The 22,263-nt window shown below is 64.1% G+C and carries 19 protein-coding genes and 1 pseudogene; 16 read left to right on the top strand and 4 right to left on the bottom strand.

Going from position 1 to position 22,263, the window contains the following annotated elements; genetic code table 11:
- Window positions 1–42 precede the first annotated feature (42 nt).
- The 3 genes and pseudogenes from EOA13_RS15925 to EOA13_RS15915 all read right to left on the bottom strand — a co-directional run bounded on the left by EOA13_RS15925 (window position 43) and on the right by EOA13_RS15915 (window position 2,902).
- A pseudogene (locus tag EOA13_RS15925) lies at window positions 43–524 on the bottom strand (MarR family transcriptional regulator).
- Complete coding sequence (locus EOA13_RS15920) at window positions 524–2,095, bottom strand: NAD(P)/FAD-dependent oxidoreductase (RefSeq protein WP_127293941.1); 1,572 nt, start codon at window positions 2,093–2,095, stop codon at window positions 524–526. The pseudogene EOA13_RS15925 and the gene EOA13_RS15920 overlap by 1 nt, the downstream one beginning before the upstream one ends.
- A gap of 15 nt (window positions 2,096–2,110) precedes the next feature.
- Complete coding sequence (locus tag EOA13_RS15915) at window positions 2,111–2,902, bottom strand: cyclase family protein (protein WP_127293939.1); 792 nt, start codon at window positions 2,900–2,902, stop codon at window positions 2,111–2,113.
- Between the two features lie 119 nt (window positions 2,903–3,021).
- Here EOA13_RS15915 and EOA13_RS15910 point away from each other — a divergent pair, with 119 nt between their 5' ends.
- The 13 genes from EOA13_RS15910 (at window position 3,022) to EOA13_RS15845 (ending at window position 17,165) form a co-directional block, all read left to right on the top strand.
- Entirely contained in the window at window positions 3,022–4,596 is a 1,575-nt protein-coding gene (locus EOA13_RS15910; protein WP_127293937.1) for an NAD(P)/FAD-dependent oxidoreductase, read from the top strand.
- A 110-nt stretch (window positions 4,597–4,706) separates the two neighbouring features.
- A complete protein-coding gene (locus EOA13_RS15905; protein WP_127293935.1) occupies window positions 4,707–6,236 on the top strand; it encodes an ABC transporter substrate-binding protein in 1,530 nt (509 codons plus the stop codon).
- A gap of 220 nt (window positions 6,237–6,456) precedes the next feature.
- Window positions 6,457–7,464 (top strand): ABC transporter permease, encoded by a 1,008-nt coding sequence (locus EOA13_RS15900; RefSeq protein WP_127293933.1) that lies wholly within the window; start codon window positions 6,457–6,459, stop codon window positions 7,462–7,464.
- A complete protein-coding gene (locus tag EOA13_RS15895) occupies window positions 7,457–8,305 on the top strand; it encodes an ABC transporter permease (RefSeq protein WP_127293931.1) in 849 nt (282 codons plus the stop codon). The genes EOA13_RS15900 and EOA13_RS15895 overlap by 8 nt, the downstream gene beginning before the upstream one ends.
- Window positions 8,302–9,180, top strand: a complete 879-nt coding sequence (locus tag EOA13_RS15890) for an ABC transporter ATP-binding protein (protein ID WP_127293929.1) — start codon at window positions 8,302–8,304, stop codon at window positions 9,178–9,180. The genes EOA13_RS15895 and EOA13_RS15890 overlap by 4 nt, the downstream gene beginning before the upstream one ends.
- Window positions 9,173–10,009: an ATP-binding cassette domain-containing protein gene (locus EOA13_RS15885; protein WP_127293927.1), complete on the top strand. Its 837-nt coding sequence runs from the start codon at window positions 9,173–9,175 to the stop codon at window positions 10,007–10,009. Before EOA13_RS15890 ends, EOA13_RS15885 begins: the two co-directional genes overlap by 8 nt.
- A 78-nt stretch (window positions 10,010–10,087) precedes the next feature.
- The gene (locus tag EOA13_RS15880; protein WP_127293925.1) at window positions 10,088–10,687 is read left to right on the top strand and encodes a VOC family protein; all 600 of its coding nucleotides are present in this window, start codon (window positions 10,088–10,090) and stop codon (window positions 10,685–10,687) included.
- Between the two features lie 142 nt (window positions 10,688–10,829).
- On the top strand, window positions 10,830–13,118 hold the full coding sequence (locus tag EOA13_RS15875; RefSeq protein WP_127293923.1) for a bifunctional salicylyl-CoA 5-hydroxylase/oxidoreductase: 2,289 nt from the start codon (window positions 10,830–10,832) through the stop codon (window positions 13,116–13,118).
- 196 nt (window positions 13,119–13,314) lie between these two features.
- Window positions 13,315–14,073 (top strand): SDR family NAD(P)-dependent oxidoreductase, encoded by a 759-nt coding sequence (locus tag EOA13_RS15870; protein ID WP_127293921.1) that lies wholly within the window; start codon window positions 13,315–13,317, stop codon window positions 14,071–14,073.
- Window positions 14,067–14,537, top strand: coding sequence for a MarR family transcriptional regulator (locus EOA13_RS15865; RefSeq protein WP_027039644.1), 471 nt, complete (start codon window positions 14,067–14,069; stop codon window positions 14,535–14,537). The genes EOA13_RS15870 and EOA13_RS15865 overlap by 7 nt, the downstream gene beginning before the upstream one ends.
- Window positions 14,534–15,346: an enoyl-CoA hydratase family protein gene (locus EOA13_RS15860; protein ID WP_127293919.1), complete on the top strand. Its 813-nt coding sequence runs from the start codon at window positions 14,534–14,536 to the stop codon at window positions 15,344–15,346. Before EOA13_RS15865 ends, EOA13_RS15860 begins: the two co-directional genes overlap by 4 nt.
- A 210-nt stretch (window positions 15,347–15,556) precedes the next feature.
- The gene (locus tag EOA13_RS15850; protein ID WP_127293916.1) at window positions 15,557–16,705 is read left to right on the top strand and encodes an acyl-CoA dehydrogenase family protein; all 1,149 of its coding nucleotides are present in this window, start codon (window positions 15,557–15,559) and stop codon (window positions 16,703–16,705) included.
- A gap of 64 nt (window positions 16,706–16,769) precedes the next feature.
- Window positions 16,770–17,165 carry a RidA family protein gene (locus EOA13_RS15845; RefSeq protein WP_023811478.1) on the top strand — a complete coding sequence of 132 codons (396 nt, stop codon included), beginning with the start codon at window positions 16,770–16,772 and terminating at the stop codon, window positions 17,163–17,165.
- A 284-nt stretch (window positions 17,166–17,449) separates the two neighbouring features.
- On the opposite strand, the gene EOA13_RS15840 is transcribed toward EOA13_RS15845, so the two are convergent.
- Window positions 17,450–18,541: an LLM class flavin-dependent oxidoreductase gene (locus tag EOA13_RS15840; protein ID WP_023811479.1), complete on the bottom strand. Its 1,092-nt coding sequence runs from the start codon at window positions 18,539–18,541 to the stop codon at window positions 17,450–17,452.
- A gap of 507 nt (window positions 18,542–19,048) precedes the next feature.
- Here EOA13_RS15840 and EOA13_RS15835 point away from each other — a divergent pair.
- The 3 genes from EOA13_RS15835 to EOA13_RS15825 all read left to right on the top strand — a co-directional run bounded on the left by EOA13_RS15835 (window position 19,049) and on the right by EOA13_RS15825 (window position 21,994).
- Window positions 19,049–19,846, top strand: a complete 798-nt coding sequence (locus EOA13_RS15835; protein ID WP_127293914.1) for an ABC transporter substrate-binding protein — start codon at window positions 19,049–19,051, stop codon at window positions 19,844–19,846.
- A 152-nt stretch (window positions 19,847–19,998) separates the two neighbouring features.
- Window positions 19,999–20,673 carry an amino acid ABC transporter permease gene (locus tag EOA13_RS15830; protein ID WP_023811481.1) on the top strand — a complete coding sequence of 225 codons (675 nt, stop codon included), beginning with the start codon at window positions 19,999–20,001 and terminating at the stop codon, window positions 20,671–20,673.
- A gap of 46 nt (window positions 20,674–20,719) precedes the next feature.
- Complete coding sequence (locus tag EOA13_RS15825; RefSeq protein WP_127293912.1) at window positions 20,720–21,994, top strand: cysteine desulfurase-like protein; 1,275 nt, start codon at window positions 20,720–20,722, stop codon at window positions 21,992–21,994.
- Window positions 21,995–22,263: the final 269 nt, after the last annotated feature.

Here is a 22,263-nt window from a genome sequence, read left to right as displayed (position 1 = left end):
CATGACCTCTTCCGAAAACCGGGGCCACTTTTCGGGGTCATGCTAGATGTCGTGCTTGCGAATGTTCTTCAGCATCTTCAAAAGCGTAGCGATGAGCGCGGAATATTCGGCGTCGTCGATATCGTCGAACATCGCCTCGAACGCGTCATGCATGGCCGGCCAGGCGCGGGTGAACTCGGCGCGGCCGTCATCGGTCAGGAACACATGGCGGATGCGGCTGTCGGTGACGCCCTGCTCGCGCCGCACCAGACTTTGGCCTTCCAGCGAGTCGAGCGTTCGGCTAAGGTCGACTGCTCGATGACAGTATAGACCGAGAGATCGTTGACGGTGATGCCGTCGGTGACCGACAACACGGCCAGCGTGCGCACCTGTGGGATGGTCAGGCCCTGCTTACGGAAATCGTCGCGTAAGGTCGCGTTGTAGCGACCCATGATGCGGTTCATCAGATAGGGCGCGAATTGCTGCAGCCCGATTTGGCCCAAGGTCGAAATGCGCTGGCGCTTTTCGGCAACCTTCTCTTCCATCACAGCCTCCCCGCCAGGAGAAAGCCGGAGCCGCCGCCAAGGCCGGCACCCGGATGGGTCGAGGCGCCGATATGGTAGAGGTTCTTGATGCCGGTCTGATGGTTGCGGCTGGTCTTGAACGGCCGCCACAGGAACGACTGGTCGATGGTCGAGGAGCCGCCATAGGGGTCGCCGCCGACCAGATTGATGTTCATCGCTTCGAGGTCAGCGGGCGAATAGGCGCGACGCGCAATGACGCTATCTCTGAAGCCGTCGATATGGCTGGCAAGGATCGCTTCCGCGCGGTCGGCATAGGCTTCGCGCAAAGCGTCGGTCCATTGCCCGTCAGCCGGCGCCTGCAGTTTGCCTGCCGCATCGCCCTTGATGTGGCGAGGCGCCTCGGGCAGTTGCAGCCACAGGATCGCCTTGCCCTCCGGACAGCGCGACGGATCGAGCGCATGCGGCTGGCCGACACAGATGGTCGGCACTTCCGGCAGCATGCCGCGCGCCGCCTCGTTGCAGGCTTTCGAGACACCATCCAGCCCCGGTGTCAGATGCAGCAGCGCGACCGTGTCCAGGCCTTCGCCCCGCCATGCGGGCGGTTTGTCCAGGGCGTAGTGGATCTGGAAATTGCCTTTGCCGTAGCGGTATTTCTGCGTCGCCTCGACATCGGCTTTGGGAGCATCCGCGCCAAGCAGCCTGCCGTAGAGCTGCGTCGGCGTGACCGAGCAGATGACGCTCTTGTTGGCCGTGATTGTCTCGCCCGAGGCCAGCCGCACGCCAGTTGCCCGGCCATTGCTTTGAACGATCGAAGCGACATCGGCGCCGGTGCGGATGTCGCCGCCGCGTTCCCGGATTAAAGCCTCGAAGGCCGCCAGCAGGTTTTTTGCCCCGCCCTTGACGATCGGCGCGCCCGCCGCCTCAAGCGCGAAGGCGATGACCTTGGCGATCTGGCCGGAGAAAGCATCCTCCGGGCCGAGCCCGGCATGCAGTACCCAGGGTGCCCACAGTGCACGGATGGTTTCGGACTGGTAGGTGCTTTCGAGCCAGCCGCGCGCCGGCACCAGTGCCTCGCCGAGAAAGGCGGCAAGACCGCGCGGGCCGCGCCGCCAGCCATCGCCGGCCAGCAGCTTGGCGGTCGGATAGGACCACAGGCTGCCGCCGAGCAGGCCGAACAGCAGGCCGGCATTGCGCTCGATGTTGCCGACATCCTCCGCATGCCGGTCGCCGTCGCCTGCCGCGATTGCATTGAGCGCGGCGACGTTGGCGGCGCGGTCGGTGCTGAGCACGGCATGGCTGCCATCCGGCCGCAGCACGCCGGTCGGCGTGCCCGTGTGGCAGAACTCCAGCCCGTGCCGTGCAAGGTCGGCGCCCAGCGCCGCAAAGGCCGGCGAGGTGATGAACAGCACGAAGGTCGTCGCCATCACATCATGGATGAAGCCGGGCGCGGTGATCTCCTCGGTGCGCATGCAACCGCCAATGCGGGCGTTGCGCTCCAGGACGAGCACACGCGCCCCTTTGCCGCCGAGCATCGCCGCGCAGACCAGCGCGTTGATGCCGCTGCCGACGATGATGTGATCCGGCTGGGTCACGGCAAACGCTTTCGCTTAGCCCTTCGACACCAGCGCCAGCGCGCGGATCGGGCTGCCGGTGCCGTGTTCGATCTTGAGCGGTGCGGCGATCAGGATGGCGCCCTTTGGCGGCAGCTGGTCGAGGTTGCAAAGGCTGGCGAGGCCATAGCGGTTGGCTTTGTGCATCAGCGTGTGCGCCGGGAATGGCGGCTCCATGCCACCGGCTTTGCCGGCATCGGTGCCGATCGTCTCCGAGCCCCAGCCCTTGATGTCCTTGCTGATCAGGAACTGGATGGCTTCGGCCGTCGGGCCGGGCGTGTGCGGGCCGGTCTCGTTGGCATTGAGGAACTCGGCTTCCGAGCCGTTGCGCTTGTACCAGTCGGTGCGCATCACCACCCATTCGCCGGCATTGATCGCGCCATGCTCGGCTTCCCAGGCCTTGATGTGGTCGACGGTGAGCAGGAAATCAGGGTCGGCGGCGGCTTCCTTCGAACAGTCGATGACATTGACCGGGCCGACGAAGTTCTGCGCCGGGATGGTGTCGGTGGCGCCGTCCGGATAATCCTTGCCGGAGATCCAGTGCTGCGGCGCATCGAAATGCGTGCCGGAATGCTCGCCGAGCTTCAGCCAGTTCCAGGCCCACCAAGGGCCATTCTTGTCATAGCGGGAGATGTTGTGGATCTCGACCTTGGGCGTGTCGACGGCGAGCTCCGGCGGAAGCTTGATCAGCGGCGTGTCGGGTCCGAGCGGCGCCGACAGGTCGACCACCCTGATGGCGCCTGAAAGAAGCTGGCCGGCGACTTCGCCGAGGAGTTTTTGGGTATCCATGGTCTCTGTTCCCTCTTTCGTGATGATGATCAAGGCTCGTCTCGGCCCTTAATATCCTACTAGACGAAAACATATGCATCTGCAATTATCTTTAAGCATAAAGGAAATGGGAACGGGGCGTGAGCGAGTTCGACGCCATCTTTGTCGGGGCGGGCCACAACAGTCTGGCATGCGCCGCGCATCTGGCGCTCAAAGGCTGGAAAACCGGGATTTTCGAGCGTAACGCAGCGATCGGCGGCGCCGTCCAGACGCGCGAATTCACCCTTCCCGGCTTTCGCCACGACTTCGGCGCGATGAATCTGAGCCTGTTCGCCGGCTCGGCCTTCCACCGGAAATATGCAAATGAATTGAAAGCGCAGGGGCTGGAGTTCGCGCCCGTTGCCGACTGTTTTGCCAGCGCGTTCCCGGACGGACGCTGGTTCGGCGTCAGCAACGATATGGAAAAGACCACTGCGCGCATGGCCGCCTTCTCCGCCACTGACGCCACGACATGGCGCAGGCTGGTCGCCGCCTTCCCGGCGGAGGCCGAACATCTGTTCCGGCTGCTGGGCTCGCCGATGAGCGCCCGCGCGCTTGCCGGCATCGCGTGGAACCTGTGGCGCAAGAAGGGCATGTCTGGGGCGCTCGATACAGGCCGGCTGTTGCTGTCCTCACCCCGCGCCTGGCTGGAGGAAAATTTCGAGTCGCTGCATATCAGGGCAACGCTCGCCACCTGGGGCATGCATCTCGACTTCGCGCCCGACATCGCCGGGGGTGCGGTGTTCCCCTATCTGGAATCAATGGCCAACCAGAGCTTTGGCATGGTGCTGGGCAAGGGCGGCGCCGACACCATCATCCGCGCCCTGTCGGGCATGGTGACCTCCGCCGGCGGCAAGATTGTCACCGGCGCCGAAGTGGCCGAGATCACGATCTCCGCCGGCAAGGCGACCGGCGTGCGGCTCGCTTCGGGCGAGACGCATACCGCCACCAAAGCGGTCATTGCCGGCGTCGCGCCGACGGCGCTGACCGGCAGATTGCTTCCCAATGGTTCGGGTGACGCCGGTTTCGACACGGCGATGCAAAGGTTCCGCCACGCGCCAGGCACGATGATGATCCATCTGGCGCTCGAGGAATTGCCGGACTGGCGTGCCGGAGCGGAGCTTCGGCAGTTCGCCTATGTGCATCTGTCGCCGTCGCTCGACGCCATGTCGCGCACCTATCAGCAGGCGATGGCAGGCATGCTGCCGGACGAGCCGGTGCTGGTCGTCGGCCAGCCGACGGCGATCGACCCGTCGCGGGCGCCTCAGGGAAAGCATGTGCTGTGGGTGCAGGTGCGCATGCTGCCCGCCGAAATCCTGGGCGATGCCGCCGGCAAGATCGCGCCGGCGCATTGGGACAAGGTCAAGGAGGTCTACGCCGACCGCGTCCTCGACATCATCGAGACCTACGCGCCCGGCCTGCGAAACCAGATTCTCGGCCGGGCCGTGTTCTCACCCATCGATCTCGAGCGCGAGAATCCGAACCTCGTCGGTGGCGACCAAGTCTGCGGCAGCCATCATCTGGCGCAGAACTTTTTGTTCCGGCCGGCGCGTGGCTATGCCGGATGGAACACGCCGGTGGCCAATCTGCACCTCACCGGGGCCGCGACATGGCCGGGCGCTGGCACCGGTGCGGCGTCAGGCTTCATGCTCGCACAACAGCTTGGCGGGAGGTAGGAGCCGAGGATTTCCTTGAGGCTACGAGGGGCAAGGCGCTGCTGCCCGAGAAGCCTGAACCAATGAACTGAAGACGCCGCGCAGAAACAAAACCAACAAGGGGAACGACCATGACAATCAACAGACGGGAATTGCTGGGATACAGCGCCGCGGCACTCGGGGCGGCCGCCGTCGGCCTGCCGCAGATCGCCAAGGCGGCGGCCGGCGAACTGACCATCGCCTACAACGTCAACCTGCCGTCCTGGGATCCGACCACTGGACCCTCGGCCGTCAACCCGACCATCCAGGGGCTTTATCAATCGGTGTTCGACCAGTTCATCCCGCAGAAGCCCGATTTGTCCTTCGCGCCGGGCCTGCTCACCGAATGGGGCTGGAACGACGACCGCACCAAGATCACGATGACGGTGCGCGAAGGCGTGACCTGGCATGACGGCTCGCCGTTCACGGCCGAGGACGTCGTCTGGTCGCTGCAGCGTGCGGGTGACGAGAAGACCGGCAACCCGATCCAGTTCGTCTGGAAGAACGTCAACAACTTCAAGATCGACGGCAACAAGATCACCGGCGACGTCGTGCAGTTCGACCCGGTCTATTTCAAATGGATGTCGTTCCTGACCGGCTACATCATGCCGAAGGCCTATTACGAGAAGGTCGGCGCCGAAGGCTTCGAGAAGGCGCCGATCGGCACCGGGCCCTATATGGTCGAAAAATTCGAGCGCAACGCGTTCCTGCGGCTCAAGGCCAATCCGAACTATTGGGGCGGCAAGCCGGCCTTCGAAAATGTGACGATCAAGTTCGTGGCCGACGCGGCAAGCCGCGTCGCCGAGATCGAATCCGGCTCCTCGCAGGTGACGCTGGAAATCCCCTATGAGGAATACGACCGGCTGATCGCCAAGGACGGGCTGGCCGGCTCGTGCAAGAACGTCTCCGACATCGGCATGATCTTCTTCAACGACATCGAGGCAATGCTGGACAAGAACGTCCGCCAGGCCGCCGTGATGGCCGTCGACAAGAAGCTGCTGGTCGATCGCCTGCTGCGCGGCTACGGCCAGCCGATCGATACGCTGGAAACGCCGGAATACGCATCCTACGACGGGTCGATCAAGGTCGAGCACAATCCGGAAAAGGCCAAAGAATTGCTGGCCGCTTCCGGCTATTCGCCGGAAAAGCCGGTCAAGTTCACCATCCAGACGACCAAGGGCTTCAAGCCCAAGGACTATGAGATGATCCAGGCGATCGTCGGCATGTGGCGCAAGGTCGGCATCGAGGCGACGATCGAGGTCTACGAGATCGCCAAGCACTACGAGCTGCGCGCCGCCGACAAGCTGGCGCCGGCCGCCTTCTACAATTGGGGCAATGCCATCGGCGATCCGACCACCTCGACCGGCTTTGCCATGTACGGCCCGAGCCCGCATTCGGTGTGGGACAGCCAGGATTTGATCGACATGATCAATCCGCTGTGGGGCGAAAAGGACGAGGCCAAGCGCATCGCCGGCTGGAAGGCGGTCGACAAATACATCGCCGAGCAGGCCTATGTGCTGCCGCTGATGCAGTATGCGCAGCCGATCGTGCATGCCAAGGGCGTCAATGTGGTACAGCATGTGTCCGGCGCGCTGCTGCCGGCTCTGATGACCCCGGCCTGACCAATATGGGAGGGCACGCCGTTCGCGAGACGGCGTGTCTTCTTTAACGACGCAGGCCCCCTCATCCGGCCCTTCGGGCCACCTTCTCCCCGCTGGGGAGAAGAGACTGGCTCAGCCGTCGGCGACCTCTTCTCCCCTCGGGGAGAAGGTGGCCGCAAGCGGCCGGATGAGGGAGCTGTTCGTTCCATCTGTCACTGAAACGCATTAGGCCTGGGCCAGAATGCTCCTGCAACGATTCCTGATCCGTCTGCTGACGATGCTGATCACGCTGTTCGGCGTGGCCGTCGTCGTCTTTGTCGTGATCCGCGTCGCGCCCGGCGATCCGATCGCCATGATGCTGCCACCCGGCGCGACGGATGCCGACATCGCCCGGCTGCGCGCGCTCTATGGGCTCGACAAGACCATCGTGCAGCAGTTCTTCATCTGGCTGTCTGGTGTCGCCCAGGGCGATTTCGGCACCTCGATTTCGCTCAGGCAAGATGTGCTCGGCCTCGTCTTCAACCGGCTGCCGGCGACGCTGGAGCTTGCCATCGTCGCGCTTGTAATGGCGGTGGCGCTCGGCGGCACGACGGCGATCATCGGCGCGCGCGAACGCGGCACGGCGGTCGAGGCCGGTATCGACATCGCCAGCGGCGCGGCACTCTCCATTCCCGATTTCCTGTGGGGCCTGGTGCTGATCCTGCTGTTCGGTGTGCTGGTGCCGATCTTCGACGTTTCCGGCCGGGTGTCGCCGCAGCTCGACCTGCCCTTCGTCACCCAGTTCTATCTGCTCGAGAGCCTGTTGCGCCTGCGCCTCGACCTGACCTGGGATCTCCTGAAGCACATGCTGATGCCGGCCGTGGCGCTGGCGCTGCCGCTCGCCGCAATCATCTCGCAGCTGCTGAAACAGTCGCTGAAGGAAGTGCTCGACCTCGACTATGTCGTGCTTGCACGGGTGAAGGGGTTTTCGGAAACGCAGGTCATCCTGCGCGAGGCGCTGAAGAACGCAGCCCTGCCGACGCTGACACTGGTCGGCGTGCAGTTCACCTTCCTGATCGGCGGCACCGTCATCGTCGAACGGCTGTTTTCCTATGAGGGCCTCGGCAACATGGCGATCGACGCGGTCATCAACCGCGACCTGCCGCTGATCCAGGGCATCGTGCTGGTCTTCGCGCTGCTGTTCGTGCTGATCAACCTCAGCGTCGACATGATGTATGCCCTGCTCAATCCGAGGCTGCGCCATGGATGAGGCGCGCATCTCGAAACGCGGTGTGTCGCCGCGCCTGTGGCTTGCCGGCGGCTGGCTGCTGCTGGCGCTGCTGGCGGCGATCTTCGCGCCGCTGGTCGCGCCGCAGGATCCGCTGGCGCAGGATCTGATGCTGGAGCGGCTGCCGCCATTCTGGATTGATGGATCCGAGCCTGGCTATTGGCTGGGCACCGACAGCCTCGGCCGCGACCTGCTCTCCCGGCTGATCTTCGGCGGCCGTATCGCTTTCATCGTTGCGTTCGCCGCCGCGATCGCCGCCTGCCTGGTCGGTTCGGCGCTTGGCCTCATCGCCGGTTATTTCGGCGGCTGGGCCGATCGCATCATCTCGCGCATCGTCGATGTCTGGATGGCCTTCCCGCCGGTGCTGTTCGCCATCCTGCTGGTGGCGGTGCTCGGCACGGGCTTGAGCTCCGTCATCCTCGCCATCGCCATCATTGACTGGACGCGCTTTTGCCGGGTGATCCGCGCCGAGACGATGGGCCAGTCGCGCATGGACTATGTCGAGAATGCGCGCATCGCCGGCTATGGCCGCATCGGCATCATGCTGCGCGAAGTGCTGCCCAATGTGGTGCCGTCGATCGTCGCATTGCTGTCGCTGGAAATGGGCATCGCCGTCATCGTCGAGGCGATCCTGTCCTTCGTCAATCTGTCGATCTCGACCGACGATCCAACCTGGGGCGGCATCATCGCCGAGGGCCGGCTGTCGATCCACCAGGCGTGGTGGGTTCTGGTGTTTCCGCTGATCACATTGATCCTCACCGTGCTGTCGTTCAGCCAGTTCGGCGAGGCACTGAAGACGCGCTTCGATCCGGTGCTGCGATGAGCGCTTGCCTCGGCATCCGGGATTTGAGCGCCGTGCTGCCCAACGGCCAGCGCGTGCTGCGATCGGTGTCGCTTGCCGTCCAGCCCGGTGAAGTCCGCGCGCTGGTCGGCGAAAGCGGCGCCGGCAAGACGATGATCGGCAAGGCGGTGCTCGGCGTCCTGCCGTCGAGTGTGCGCATTGTCGAGGGCGACATGCTGCTCGAGGGCGAAGACCTCGGCAAGCTCCAGCCCAAGGCGCGGCGCACGCTGATCGGGGCACGCACGGCACTGATCCCGCAGGACCCGCTGACCGCTCTCAACCCGTCGCGGCGCATCGGCTCGCAGATGACCGACCGGCTGGTGCGCATCCTCGGCTGGAGCGGCGAGAAGGCCGATACCCGCATCCGGCAACTGCTGGACGAGGTGCAAATCCGCGATCCCGACCGCGTGCTGAAAAGCTATCCGCACGAACTGTCAGGCGGCATGCGCCAGCGCGTGCTGATCGCTGCCGCCTTCGCCGCCGAGCCACGGCTGATCGTCGCCGACGAGCCAACCACGGCGCTCGATGTGACCGTGCAGAAGCAGATCCTGCGGCTGATCGTGCAGTTGCAGCGCGAGCATGGCACCGCGATCCTGTTCGTCACCCATGATCTCGGCGTCGTCGCCAAGATCAGCCAGAAGGTATCGGTGCTCTATGCCGGCAAGGTGGTGGAGGAGGCCGAGACCGCAGCGCTCTTCGCCGCGCCGCAGCACCCCTATACACGAGCGCTGATGGCGGCGACGCCGCGCTACACCGATCCTTTCGCCTCGCTGAAACCCGTGGACGAGGCGGTGCTGGCCGGACTTGCCGCCGAGATCGCAGCCGCCGACCAGGCATGGAGGCGGCCGCATGGCTGAGCCACTGTTCTCCGTGCGCGGTCTGAAGGTCGCACTGCCCGACATGACGCGCAAGCCGCTGATCGGCCGCGCGCCATTGGTCGAAATCCTGAAGGGCCTGGACTTCGACCTGCCCAGGGGCTCGGTGGCCGGCATCGTCGGCGAATCCGGATCGGGAAAATCAACACTCGGCCGCGCTTTGGTGCGCCTGCTGGAACCCAGCGCAGGCAGCATCACTTTCGACGGCCGCGACATTACCCATCTGCCGGAAGCGGAACTGCGGCCGCTGCGCCGCAATCTGCAGATGATCTTCCAGGATCCGATGTCGTCGCTCAACCCGCGCCGCACCATTGCCAGCATTATCGCCGCGCCGCTCAAGCAGAATGGCCTTGGCGACAATCTGAAGGCACGCGTCGCCGAGGCGCTGCAGCGTGTCGGCCTGCCGCAGAGTTTTGCCAGCCGCTACCGCCACGAACTGTCGGGCGGCCAGCGCCAGCGCGTCGGCATTGCGCGCGCTCTGGCGCTGTCGCCGAAATTCGTGCTGGCCGACGAGATCGTCTCCGGCCTCGACGTATCGACGCAAGCGCAGATCCTGACCCTGCTGGAAAAGCTGGCGGCGGAGATGGGGCTGACCGTCGCTTTCATCAGCCACGATCTGTCTGTTATTCGGCGGCTGTGCCGGCAAGTCATCGTCATGCGCGAAGGCGTGATCGTCGAAGCGAGCGCCACCGACGCGTTGTTCGACAAGCCGCGGCAAGCCTACACGCGCGATCTCATCGCGGCCATTCCGCTGCCCGAGATCGATGCGAGCTGGCTCGACATTCCTGCCGCCGCCAAGGCGCCGACATGAATGCATACGCACGCCGAAGAGCGGGCCTCGGACGTGCGACCACAAAGACCCAAGTCCCGTCAAATGGAGAGGACTGACATGAAGACCAAAATCGCAATTGCAACGCTCGCCGCCGCGATGCTCGGCAGCGCCGGCATAGCCTCGGCGGATTCGATCCCGGGCATGCGCGGCCACGACCACACCGGCATCACCGTTCCCGACATGAAGCTGGCGGTCGACTTCTTCACCGAAGTGGTCGGCTGCAAGAAGGCGATGTCGTTCGGCCCGTTCGCCGACGACAAGGGCACCTTCATGCAGGATCTTCTGGGCGTCGATCCCAAGGCGGTGATCGAGCAGGTCACCATGGTGCGTTGCGGCTATGGATCGAACATCGAGCTGTTCAAATACACCGCGCCCGACCAGAAGGACCTGACGCCGAAGAACAGCGACATTGGCGGCTTCCACATCGCCTTCTATGTCGACGACGTCGCAGCCGCCAAAACCTATCTCGACGGCAAGGGCGTCAAGACACGCATGGGACCATTGCCGGTCAAGGAAGGACCCGCCGCAGGCCAGACCATTCTCTACTTCCAGGCGCCTTGGGGGCTGCAACTGGAAGCGATCAGCTATCCCGACGGGATGGCCTATGAGAAGGGCGCCGAGACGGTGCTGTGGAGCCCGAAGAACCCGGAAAAGTGATCCGGCAGCGCGCTTGCGCGATGACACGCAGGCGCGCTTTCGCCATATCAGGACAATCGTTTTCGATATAAAACTTTAAGCTTGAAATATCTTGTCGCCGGCGCAATACTGAACTCCAGCAAGCGAAGAGGAGATCGCACAGATGAAGGTTGCGGTTCTCGGCGGCGGGCCAGCCGGCCTCTACTTTGCCATTTCGATGAAGCTGAGGGACGCCGCGCACGATGTGACGGTGTTCGAGCGCAACCGCGCCGACGACACGTTCGGCTGGGGCGTCGTGCTGTCGGCCGAGACGCTCGACAATCTGTCGAAAAACGACCCGGTCAGCGCCGTCTGGATCAAGAAGCACTTTGCCTACTGGGACGACATCGCCGTCATCCATGACGGCGTGCGTACGGTCTCGTCAGGTCACGGTTTTTGCGGCATCGGCCGCAAGCGGCTGCTGGTCCTGCTGCAGCGCCGGGCGCGCGAACTCGGCGTCAAGCTGATGTTCGAGACCGACATTGCCAATCCCAAGCCCTACATGGAGACGCATGATCTCGTCGTCGCAGCCGACGGCCTGAACTCCAGGGCGCGCAACAGTTTCGTCGACATCTTCAAGCCCGACATCGACACTCGCAAATGCAAGTTCGTCTGGCTCGGCACCAACCAGAAGTTCGACGACGCCTTCACCTTTATCTTCGAGAAGACCGAGCATGGCTGGGTGTGGGCGCACGCCTACCAGTTCGACAGCGACACCGCGACCTTCATCGTCGAGTGCAGCGAACAGACCTGGACTGCCTTCGGCTTCGGCGCGATGTCGCAGCAGGAATCGATCGCCGTCTGCGAGCGGATCTTCGAAAAACATCTCGGCGGCCACGCGCTGATGACCAATGCCAACCACATCCGCGGTTCGGCCTGGATCAATTTCCCGCGCGTGCTATGCGAGCGCTGGTCGTACAAAAACCTGGCGCTGATGGGCGATGCGGCGGCGTCAGCGCATTTCTCGATCGGCTCTGGCACCAAGCTGGCGCTGGAAAGCGCCGTGGCGCTGGCCGAGTATGTCGAAACCGAGCCTGACCTCGAGGCCGCGTTTCGCAAATATGAGGATGCGCGGCGCACCGAGGTGCTGAAGCTGCAATCGGCGGCACGCAATTCGCTGGAATGGTTCGAGGAGGTCGAGCGCTATCTTGGCCTCGATCCGGTGCAGTTCAACTATTCGCTGCTGACCCGCTCGCAACGCATCAGCCACGAGAATTTGCGGCTGCGCGATGCCGAATGGCTTGAAAGCGCCGAGGAGTGGTTCCAGCGCCAGGCGGGCGCCGGCGGCATGCGCCGCGCGCCGATGTTCGCGCCGTTCAAGCTGCGCGACATGCGGCTGCACAACCGTATCGTCGTGTCGCCGATGGCGCAGTACAAGGCCGTCGACGGCTGCCCGACCGACTGGCATTTCACCCACTATGCCGAGCGGGCCAAGGGCGGCGCAGGGCTGATCTACATCGAGATGACCTGCATCAGCCCGGAAGGGCGGATCACGCCCGGATGCCCCGGCTTCTATGCGCCCGAACATGAGGTGGCGTGGAAACGGCTGGTCGATTTCGTTCACACCGAGACCGAGGCCAAGATCTGCGCCCAGATCGGCCATTCCGGCGCCAAGGGTTCGACCCGGCTTGGCTGGGAAGGCACCGACGTGCCGCTGGTATCGGGCAACTGGCCTGTGATGGCGGCCTCGGCCGTCGCGTGGTCGCCTGGGAATCAGGTGCCGAAGGCGATGGAGCGCGCCGACATGGACAACGTGCGCGACGAGTTCGTGGCCTCCGCCGAAATGGCCGATCGTTGCGGCTTCGACATGCTGGAGATCCACGCCGCACATGGCTATCTCCTGTCGTCCTTCATCACGCCGGTCACCAACCGGCGCACGGATGCCTATGGCGGCTCGCTGGAAAACCGCATGCGCTATCCCCTGGAAATCTTCCGCGCGGTGCGCGCCGCCTGGCCGGCGGAGAAGCCGATCTCGATGCGCATTTCGGCCAATGACTGGGTCGGCATCGAAGGTGTGACCCCGGCCGACGCGGTCGAGATCGCGCGGCTGCTGCATGAGGCCGGCGTCGACATCTGCGACGTCTCGGCAGGCCAGACCTCGGCGCTGGCCAAGCCGGTCTATGGCCGCATGTTCCAGACGCCGTTTTCCGACCGCATCCGCAACGAAGTCGGCATGGCGACGATGGCGGTCGGCAACATCTACGAGCCGGACCATGTCAATTCGATCCTGATGGCCGGCCGCGCCGACCTCGTCGCACTGGCACGGCCGCATCTCGCCGACCCCTACTGGACGCTGCATGCCGCCGTCACGCTCGGCGACCGCGGTGTCAAATGGCCGGATCCCTATCTGCCCGGACGCGACCAGCTCTACCGGCTGGCCGAGCGCGACGCCGCAGCGGGGCTGAAAGTATGAGTGTTTTTCATTTGCCACGTCGGCGCTATACCCCCACCCCTAGCCCCTCCCCACAAGGGGGAGGGGGACCAAGTCGCAATCGGCTCTGGAACCGCAGAAGTTTGCAATGGATGGGCGCTGTCGTAGCCTTCTCCCTCCCCCTTGTGGGGAGGGTTAGGGGTGGGGGTACTTGGCGCCAAGTTTCGAGGATTGGCGCATGATCGCGGGCAAGCATGCGCTGGTCACAGGCGGCGGCTCCGGTGTCGGCCGGGCCGTTGCGCTGGCGCTGGCTGCTGCCGGCATCGACGTGACCATCTGCGGCCGCCGGGAACCGGAGCTCACTGAGGTGGCCGGCGAGAACGACCGCATCTTCGGCATTGTCGCCGATGTCACCGACGAGGCGGCAATGGCGGCGCTCTACGAGAGGGCGCAAGCCGCGCGTGGCCCCTTCGACATCGTCGTCGCCAATGCCGGCATGGCCGGCAGCGCCCCGGCGCACAAAACCGCGCTCAGCGACTGGCAGCGGACGCTCGACGTCAATCTGACCGGCGCCTTCCTGACGGTGAAGCCGGCGCTGGCCGGCATGGCCGCGCGGAAAACGGGACGAATTGTTTTCATCGCATCGACCGCCGGCCTGAAAGGCTACGCCTATGTCGCGCCTTACGTCGCCGCCAAGCACGGCGTCGTCGGCCTGATGCGGGCTCTTGCCGCCGAAACAGTGAAATCGGGCGTCACCGTCAACGCGGTGTGCCCAGGCTTTGTGGAAACCGAAATGCTGGAAGAGTCCATCCAGCGCATCATCGAGAAGACCGGCCGCTCGGTCGAGCAAGCGCGGTCAAGCCTTGCCGCGACCAACCCGCAAGGCCGCTTCATCCAGCCGCAGGAGGTCGCCGCCGCCGTGCTGTGGCTCTGCGGCGACGCCGCCCAATCAATCACCGGACAGGCGATTTCCATCTCAGGAGGCGAAACATGGTAGCCGGCCCCCTGCCCGCGCCGTCGGGACCCGGCAAGGACCGCTTGCGGCTATGGATCAGGCTGCTGCGCGCCTCGCGCACGATCGAGGCCGAGCTGCGCGAGCGGCTGAAGAAGGACTTCAACACGACGCTGCCGCGCTTCGACGTGATGGCCGCCCTCTATCGCGCGCCGGAAGGCATGCTGATGAGCGACCTGTCGCGTTTCCTGCTGGTCTCCAACGGCAATGTCACGGGCATCGTCGACCGGCTGGTTTCGGAAGGACTTGTCGCCCGCGCGAGGCGCAATGGCGACCGCCGCACGTCGATGGTGCGGCTGACCGAGGAAGGCACGCAGGCCTTCGCCACCATCGCCGCGGCGCATGAAGGCTGGATCGGTGAATTGCTGGGCAAGGTCAGCGAGGACGACGCGCGCCGGCTGACCGGCATGCTGACCTCGTTCCGCAGCAACTGGGAGGGACGCGAATGACTGTGATGGCCGGCCGCAAGCCGAAGCATTTCCTGTGGGAGGTCGAGGGCAGGATCGCCAAGGTCCGGCTCGAACGGCCGGAGCGCAAGAATCCGCTGACCTTCGACAGCTATGCGGAATTCCGCGACACGTTCCGCGACCTCGTCTATGCCGACGACGTCGACGCCGTGGTGTTCCTGTCCAATGGCGGCAATTTCTGCTCCGGCGGCGATGTCCACGACATCATCGGCCCGCTGGTCAATATGGACATGAAGCAGCTTCTCGCCTTCACCCGCATGACCGGCGATTTCGTCAAGGCGATGCTGAATTGCGGCAAGCCGATCATTGCGGCGGTCGACGGTGTCGCGGTCGGCGCCGGTGCCATCATTGCGATGAGCTCCGATATCCGCATCGCCACGCCGGAAGCCAAGACCGCGTTCCTGTTCACCCGCGTCGGCCTCGCCGGCTGCGACATGGGCGCCTGCGCGATCCTGCCGCGCATCATCGGCCAGGGCCGCGCCGCCGAACTGCTCTACACCGGCCGCACCATGACGGCGGCGGAAGGCGAACGCTGGGGTTTCTACAACCGGCTGGTCGATGCCGCCTCGCTGGAGGCCGACGCGCTCGATATGGCGGCGCGCATCGTCTCCGGCCCGACCTTTGCGCACGGCATCACCAAGACGCAGCTCAACCAGGAATGGTCGATGGGTCTCGACCAGGCGATCGAGGCGGAAGCGCAGGCGCAAGCGATCTGCATGCAGACCCGCGACTTCGAGCGCGCCTACAAGGCGTTCGTGGCCAAGGAAAAGCCGGTGTTCGAGGGGGATTGAGGATGACAGGTTTGCGCCCAGGCACCCCCCTCTGCCCTGCCGGGCATCTCCCCCGCAAGGGGGGAGATCGGCTGTACGTCTTGTTTTCGCCAATCTCCAACGTTGCCAGGTCGCCGTCGGCAAAGCTGCCAATCTCCCCCCTTGCGGGGGAGATGTCCGGCAGGACAGAGGGGGGTGCGACGGATCGCGACGAAAATCGAGGGCGCGCCAATGCCTGACCGTTCCTTCCTCAACTGGCCGTTCTTCGAAGACCGCCATCGCAAGTGGGCTGAGCGCCTAGAGACGTGGTGCGCAAAAAACCTGCCGGTCGATCACCATGATGTCGATGCCGCCTGCCGCGAGCTGGTGGGCAAACTTGGCAGGGACGGCTGGCTGAAGCCGACGGCGCTCGACCCCAACAATCCGGGGCCACTCGACGTGCGCACTTTGTGCATCACGCGCGAGACACTCGCCCGCCATGACGGGTTGGCCGATTTCGCCTTCGCCATGCAAGGGCTCGGCACCGGCGCGCTCAGCCTGTTCGGTACGCCGGAGCAACAGCAATGGCTTTCGAAGACACGTGCCGGCAAGGCGATATCAGCCTTCGCCCTGTCGGAACCGCGCTCGGGGTCGGATGTCGCCAACACGGAAATGACGGCGACCCGCGACGGCGACAGCTATGTTCTTTCCGGTGAAAAAACCTGGATCTCCAATGGCGGCATCGCCGACCTCTATGTCGTCTTTGCCCGCACCGGCGAGGCGCCGGGCGCCAAGGGGCTTTCCGCCTTCCTCCTGCCTGGCGACGCCAGGGGCCTTGGCATCGCCGAACGGCTGGAAGTAATCGCGCCGCATCCGCTGGCGCGGCTGTCTTTCGACCAGGTCCGCCTGCCGGCCGCCGCACTGATCGGCAAACCGGGCGATGGCTTCCGCATCGCCATGTCGGTGCTCGACGTGTTCCGTTCGACCGTCGGCGCGGCGGCGCTCGGCTTTGCCCGCCGCGCACTGGACGAAAGCATCAAACGCGTGGCCGAGCGCAAACTGTTCGGCGCCCCGATGGCCGAATTGCAGATGGTGCAGGGGCATATCGCCGATATGGCGCTCGACGTCGATGCGGCGGCGCTTCTGGTCTACCGCGCTGCGTGGACCAAGGACATGGGTGCCGCGCGGGTCACACGCGAGGCGGCGATGGCCAAGCTGTTTGCCACCGACAAGGCGCAAGAGGTGATCGACAAGGCTGTGCAACTGCATGGCGGCGACGGTGTCCGCAAGGGCCACATCATCGAAAGCCTGTATCGCGAGATCCGCGCGCTGCGCATCTATGAAGGTGCCTCCGACGTGCAGAAAGTGGTGATTGCACGGCAAGTGATGGGCGCGGCCTGACGGCAGAGATTTTGACGAGCGTTCGATTTTGAAAATTGGGTTTTGGAATACCGGGAGGTTTTGAATGCACAGGATTCTGCAGCCCGAAGGCTGGGCAAAACCTGTCGGCTACGCCAATGGCGTCGCCGCGCGCGGGCAGCTCGTCTTCGTCGGCGGACAGGTCGGCTGGAACGGGCAATGCCAGTTCGAGACCGACGATTTTGTCGGCCAGGTGCGGCAAACGCTTCAGAACATCGTGGCGGTGCTGGCCGAGGCCGGTGCCGGACCGCAGCACATCACCTCGATGACCTGGTATTTTACCGACAAGGCCGAATACCTAGCCAACCTCAGGGGCATCGGCGAGGCCTATCGCGAGGTCATCGGCCGGCATTTTCCGGCGATGGCCGCCATGCAGGTGGTGGCGCTGGTCGAAGACCGGGCCAAGGTGGAGATCCAGGCGACTGCCGTTATTCCGGAATAGGGAATTCGTTCGTCCGGAGTAAACGCCCATTACTTCGTCATCCACGGGCGAAGCAAGGAGCGAAGCGACGCGGCGCAGACCCGAGGATCCATGCCGGGACTCCAAAGCGTCACCACGGTCCAGAATTCTGCACCGCTGCACACTCCACGGCCGAAGTCGCGGCATGGATCCCAGGGTCTCCGCGACGGAGCTGCGCTCCTGCTTCGCCCAGGGATGACGACGTTGGGGAGGGCTTCGGCTAATTCCGAATATCCGCGATGATCCACCGCAACTGATCACCACTACTATGCGCGAAGCCCCGCCTTCCGCAAAATCGGCAGCACGTGATCGCAGAAATAGGGCAACTCCCTGGTGTAATTGACGAAGGACAGCGCGATGCCCTGGTAGCCATGCCCGGCAATGGCGACCATGTCGGCGGCGATCGTTTCCGGCGTTCCGATCAGCGGGTAGGTGCCGGCGCCGCCGGCGAAACGCTGCCGGTAGCGGTCATAGGCGTGCGGGTCGTGCGACTGCGAGAATTCCTTCTTGCCGGCCATGTGGGCATCGACGGCGTCGTGGTCGGCCATATGGACCGCATAGCGCGTGTAATATGCCCGCGCCTCTTCCATCGTCGGGCGGCAGACGACATGCGCCACGGTGTAGACGCCGACATCACGGCCCACCTTGTCTGCCCGCTCGCTGATGTCGGCGACATGTTTGCCGGCATCGCCCATTTCGGAAAAGGTCGTGAACAGATAGTCGCATCTCGCGGCGGCGAAATCGCGGCCGGGCCCGCCGAAAGCGGCGTTCATGGTCACCGGGCGCGGCACCTGCAGACTGGCCGGACGGCTGACGGCTTCCTTGAGGCGGTAGTAGGTGCCCTCATAGTCGAGCGGGTCGGGCGAGGCATAAAGCTTTTCGAGGATTTCGATCCATTCCGCTGCCTGGTCGTAGCCCTTCTCGACCAGAGGCGTGCCGAACATGCCGAATTCCTTCGGATTCCAGCCGCAGACGATATTCAGGCCGGCGCGACCCTGGCTGATGTGGTCGACCGTCGCCAGCGCCTTGGCGGCATAGAGCGGATGCACCAGCGGCACATGCACGGTCATGAACAGGCCGATCTGCTCGGTGGCCATGGCAAGGGCCGCCGCCCAGGTGAAGGTCTCGAACGACCATTCCCGCACCTTGTTGCGGCCGCCAAAACCGCGCCAGCGGGCGATCGGCAGCATGAACTCCAGCCCGGCACGGTCGGCGATCTGGGCTGCGGTCAGATTGTCCTGCCAGCTTGCCGTCCAGCGTTCAGGCACATCGGTTATGGCCAGCCCGCCATCGGCATTGGTCGAAAAGACCCCCAGCTTCAATCTGTTCGGGCCGTGCAAGGGGTGTGGTTTGTTCATGTCGCGACCTCCCGGCGAGAGAGCACACGCTAGGCCCGCGCGGAGATATTTCAAGCCTGAAATAGCTTCGCGTCGCCATCGCTCGCGGGTATCGGTTCCAGCGGGCCGCACCGTGTCGGCCACGCAACGGACACCGCAGCTTTTTAAGCTTAAACTTTCGCCTTGAAAAGCGCCGCACTTTGGATAAGCATTCCAGAGTCGATGGCGATTGCCGTGCCGGACGGGCTTGCCGGCCAGTCCATCGTGCAGACCAGTTCATCGTGCCGGCCAGTCCATCGTGGGTGCTCCGGGTGGGAGTCTCAGTTCTTGTCGTTCATACTGCCCCAGTCATCATCCAATGCGCGCCATGCCTTCGATGAAGTGCGCGCGCAGATCCGCGATCTGCAACACAAAACGTCGCCAACCATGACCGCATGGTCGCTGCCATGAATTGACGTCCTGCGTGAAGCGGGGCGGCAAAAAACCGTGCGGGAGCAACCCGCCCGATCAACAACAGAGGGAACACAAATGAGCTTCACGCGTCGCAAATTGCTTCTTCTGGCCGCCGCCATCGGCATCGCCGCCGGCCCCGCCCCCGCCTATGCCGCCGATGTGCTCAATGTCGGCGCCTATCCGACCAACCCGCCCTTCGAATTCAAGAACGAGAGCGGCACCTTCGAAGGCTTTGAAGTCGACATCGTCAACGAAGCCGCCAAGCGCATCGGCATGACCACCGACATCGCCGATCTCGGCTTCCAGGCGCTGTTTGCCGCCACCACCTCGAAGCGCATCGACGTCGCCATCTCGTCGATCACCATCACGGCCGAGCGGCTGAAGTCGCAGTCGTTCACGCAGCCCTATTACGACTCCGACATGGGCATCGCCACCAAGGCCGACAGCCCGATCAAGGCCGAGGCCGACCTCAAGGGCAAGATCGTCGGCGTGCTGTCGGGCTCGACCGGCGAGACCTGGGTCAAGGCGCATCAGGAAGCCGGCGGCTTCAGCGACGTGAAGGGTTACGACACGCAGCAGAATTTGCTGCTCGACCTCAGCGCCGGCCGCGTCGATGCCGCCGTCAGCGACATTCCAGGCATGGAGTATTCCTTCACCAAGATGAAGGACCTGGTCGTCAAGGAGCGCATCAAGACCGGTGAGCAATACGGCCTGATGATGACCAGGGACCACCCGCTGCTCGGCAAGCTGAACGACGCGCTCAGCGCGATGAAGAAGGACGGCACGCTGGCCGCCATCCACAAGAAGTGGTTCGGCAGCGACGCGCCCGCCGACTCTTCGACCATGAAGGAAATGCCGCTGCCGAAGGCCTGAGCTGAAAGCTGCGCTGACATCGTGCCGGCTTTCCAGGCCGGCACGATTCATTTCATGCTCCAGCGCCGGCTTCCGCGCAGACCGCCTCGCCATCTGCGAGGCATATTGGTTTTAACCTGAGCATGATTGCTCTCGGGTTCGGGAACGCTCCCATGTCGCTGCTGGATACCTTCTTCAACCCCGACGTCATCATGTCCAGCCTGCCGGCGCTGCTGCGCGGCTTCCTGAACACGCTGCTGCTCGGCATTCTGAGCATCGGCATCGGCATTCCCATCGGCCTGGGGATCAGCCTGGTCCGGCTCTATGCGCCGAAGCCGCTGCGCTGGCTTGCGGTCGGCTACACCGACATCTTCCGCGCCCTGCCGGTGCTGGTCGTGCTGATCCTGATCTACTACGCGCTGCCCTTCCTGGGCATACGCCTGTCGTCCTGGGCCTCGGCGGTGACGGCCTTCGCCTTCATCATGTCGGCCTACTCGGCCGAGGTGTTCCGTTCCGGCATCGAAAGCATTCCGCGCGGCCAGTTCGAGGCGTCGCAAGCGCTTGGCCTGCCGTTCCTGCTGACACTGCGCAAGGTTGTGCTGCCGCAAGCGATCCGTGTGGTCATCCCGCCGATGACCAGCAACTGCGTCTCGATGTTCAAGGACACCTCGCTCGCCTCCACCGTGGCGCTGCCGGAACTCTTGAAGGAGGCGACCAACGCGCAGTCGCTCTACGCCAACCCATCGCCGCTGATCGGCGCAGCGCTTGTCTATCTCATCTTTCTCTGGCCGATGGTGCGCCTCGTCAGCCTGCTTGAAGAGCGCTTCAAGACTGAAAAGAAGCGCTGACGTCACCAACTGATCCCCGCCCAAGTCCTTTTGCAGGAGCCTACCCGTGAACAGACATCAAACCGACAATGCGAGCGCAGACGCGTTTCCCGTCGACACCATTCGCGCCATGTTTCCCGCCTTGCAGCGGGCCGGCGACTTCATCTTTTTGGACAATGCCGCCGGCGCGCAGATCCCGCAGAGCGTGCTCGACGCGGTGACCAACCATCTGGTTTCGCACAATGTGCAGCGCGGCGGCCGCTATGGCCGCAGCGTCACCGTGGACCAGTCGGTCGCCGATGCGCGCGAGAGTGTGGCCCTGCTGATCAACGCTTACCGCCCGGCGGAAATCTGCTTCGGCATGAACGCCACTTCGTTCATCCGCCTGGTCAGCCTCGGCATCGGTCAGATGCTCGGGGAACGTGACGAGATCGTCGTCACCGATATGGACCACGACGCCAACATCGCGACCTGGCTGGCACTGGAATCGGCCGGTGCGAAATTCAAATGGTGGCGGATGCGCGAGGACGGCAATCTGCATGTCGACGATCTGCGTCCGCTGGTTTCGGACCGTACTCGTCTCGTCGCCTGCACGGTCACCGCGCATTCGATCGGCTCGATCGTCGATGTCGCCGCGGTGGCTGAGATCGCGCACGCGGCCGGCGCCGAAGTGTTCCTCGATTGTGTGCATTACGGGCCGCACGGTCTGATCGACGTGCAGGCCTGGGACTGCGACTATCTCGTCTGCTCCGGCTACAAGAATTTCTCGCCGCATATGGGCTTCCTCTGGGGCCGCTTCGAAACGCTGAAGCGGCTGCCGACCTTCCGCGAGGATTTCATCCCCGACGAGCCGCCCTACAAGGTCGAGGCCGGCACCTTCATCTACGAGAACGTCTCCGGCATGGATGCCGCCGTGCAGTATCTCGAACTGATCGGCCGCAATCTGGCGCCCTCCAACAACCGCTCGCGGCGCGACAACATCGTTGCCGGCATGGGCGCCATCCGCGACTATGAGCTGGTGCTGGCGCGTGAGATGCTCGCTGTGCTCAAGGACTGCGGCGCGACCATCTATGGTGTTGCCGACGTGGCTCGCATCACCGAGCGCGTACCGACCTTCTGCTTCAACATCGGCACATTGTCGCCGCAGCGGATCGTCAAGGAAATGGCCGAGATGCAGATCGGCATCCGCGACGGCCATATGTATGCGCCACGGCTGATGAAGCGCCTCAACCTATCGATGGACAGCGGCGCCATCCGCGCCTCGCTGGTCCACTACAACACGGTCGAGGAAGTCCGGCGCTTCGGGGAAGCGCTACGCAGCATCATCGCCAAGCTGTCCTGAGCGGCGGCCTCTCCAGCGTCGTCATCCACGGGCGGAACAAGGAGCGTAGCGACGCAGTGCAGACCCGAGGATCCATGCCGTGACCTTCGAGTGTTGCCACGGTGCAGAATTCTGCTCCGCTGCACCTTTCGGCTGAGGTAAACGGCATGGCAACTGTGTTCATGCGAAAGCTTTTTTATCACGGATGATGGCGTTTAGGACGACGAGGAGCTTCCTTGCGACGGCGATGATAGCCTTCTTCTTTGACGCTGAGCGAGCTGCGATGGCGC

This window comes from Mesorhizobium sp. M7A.F.Ca.US.011.01.1.1, from assembly GCF_003998295.1.
Lineage (GTDB): Bacteria > Pseudomonadota > Alphaproteobacteria > Rhizobiales > Rhizobiaceae > Mesorhizobium.
Note: the sequence above shows the minus strand (reverse complement) of the source record. Positions and strands in the feature narration are given on the sequence as shown.

Excerpts from the sequence above, each read along its gene's own strand:
- EOA13_RS15915 (WP_127293939.1), bottom strand. The coding sequence starts at position 2,902 with ATGGATACCCAAAAACTCCTCGGCGAAGTCGCCGGCCAGCTTCTTTCA.
- EOA13_RS15905 (WP_127293935.1), top strand. The coding sequence starts at position 4,707 with ATGACAATCAACAGACGGGAATTGCTGGGATACAGCGCCGCGGCACTC.
- EOA13_RS15900 (WP_127293933.1), top strand. The coding sequence starts at position 6,457 with ATGCTCCTGCAACGATTCCTGATCCGTCTGCTGACGATGCTGATCACG.
- EOA13_RS15895 (WP_127293931.1), top strand. The coding sequence starts at position 7,457 with ATGGATGAGGCGCGCATCTCGAAACGCGGTGTGTCGCCGCGCCTGTGG.
- EOA13_RS15890 (WP_127293929.1), top strand. The coding sequence starts at position 8,302 with ATGAGCGCTTGCCTCGGCATCCGGGATTTGAGCGCCGTGCTGCCCAAC.
- EOA13_RS15885 (WP_127293927.1), top strand. The coding sequence starts at position 9,173 with ATGGCTGAGCCACTGTTCTCCGTGCGCGGTCTGAAGGTCGCACTGCCC.
- EOA13_RS15880 (WP_127293925.1), top strand. The coding sequence starts at position 10,088 with ATGAAGACCAAAATCGCAATTGCAACGCTCGCCGCCGCGATGCTCGGC.
- EOA13_RS15875 (WP_127293923.1), top strand. The coding sequence starts at position 10,830 with ATGAAGGTTGCGGTTCTCGGCGGCGGGCCAGCCGGCCTCTACTTTGCC.
- EOA13_RS15870 (WP_127293921.1), top strand. The coding sequence starts at position 13,315 with ATGATCGCGGGCAAGCATGCGCTGGTCACAGGCGGCGGCTCCGGTGTC.
- EOA13_RS15865 (WP_027039644.1), top strand. The coding sequence starts at position 14,067 with ATGGTAGCCGGCCCCCTGCCCGCGCCGTCGGGACCCGGCAAGGACCGC.
- EOA13_RS15860 (WP_127293919.1), top strand. The coding sequence starts at position 14,534 with ATGACTGTGATGGCCGGCCGCAAGCCGAAGCATTTCCTGTGGGAGGTC.
- EOA13_RS15850 (WP_127293916.1), top strand. The coding sequence starts at position 15,557 with ATGCCTGACCGTTCCTTCCTCAACTGGCCGTTCTTCGAAGACCGCCAT.
- EOA13_RS15845 (WP_023811478.1), top strand. The coding sequence starts at position 16,770 with ATGCACAGGATTCTGCAGCCCGAAGGCTGGGCAAAACCTGTCGGCTAC.
- EOA13_RS15840 (WP_023811479.1), bottom strand. The coding sequence starts at position 18,541 with ATGAACAAACCACACCCCTTGCACGGCCCGAACAGATTGAAGCTGGGG.
- EOA13_RS15835 (WP_127293914.1), top strand. The coding sequence starts at position 19,049 with ATGAGCTTCACGCGTCGCAAATTGCTTCTTCTGGCCGCCGCCATCGGC.
- EOA13_RS15830 (WP_023811481.1), top strand. The coding sequence starts at position 19,999 with ATGTCGCTGCTGGATACCTTCTTCAACCCCGACGTCATCATGTCCAGC.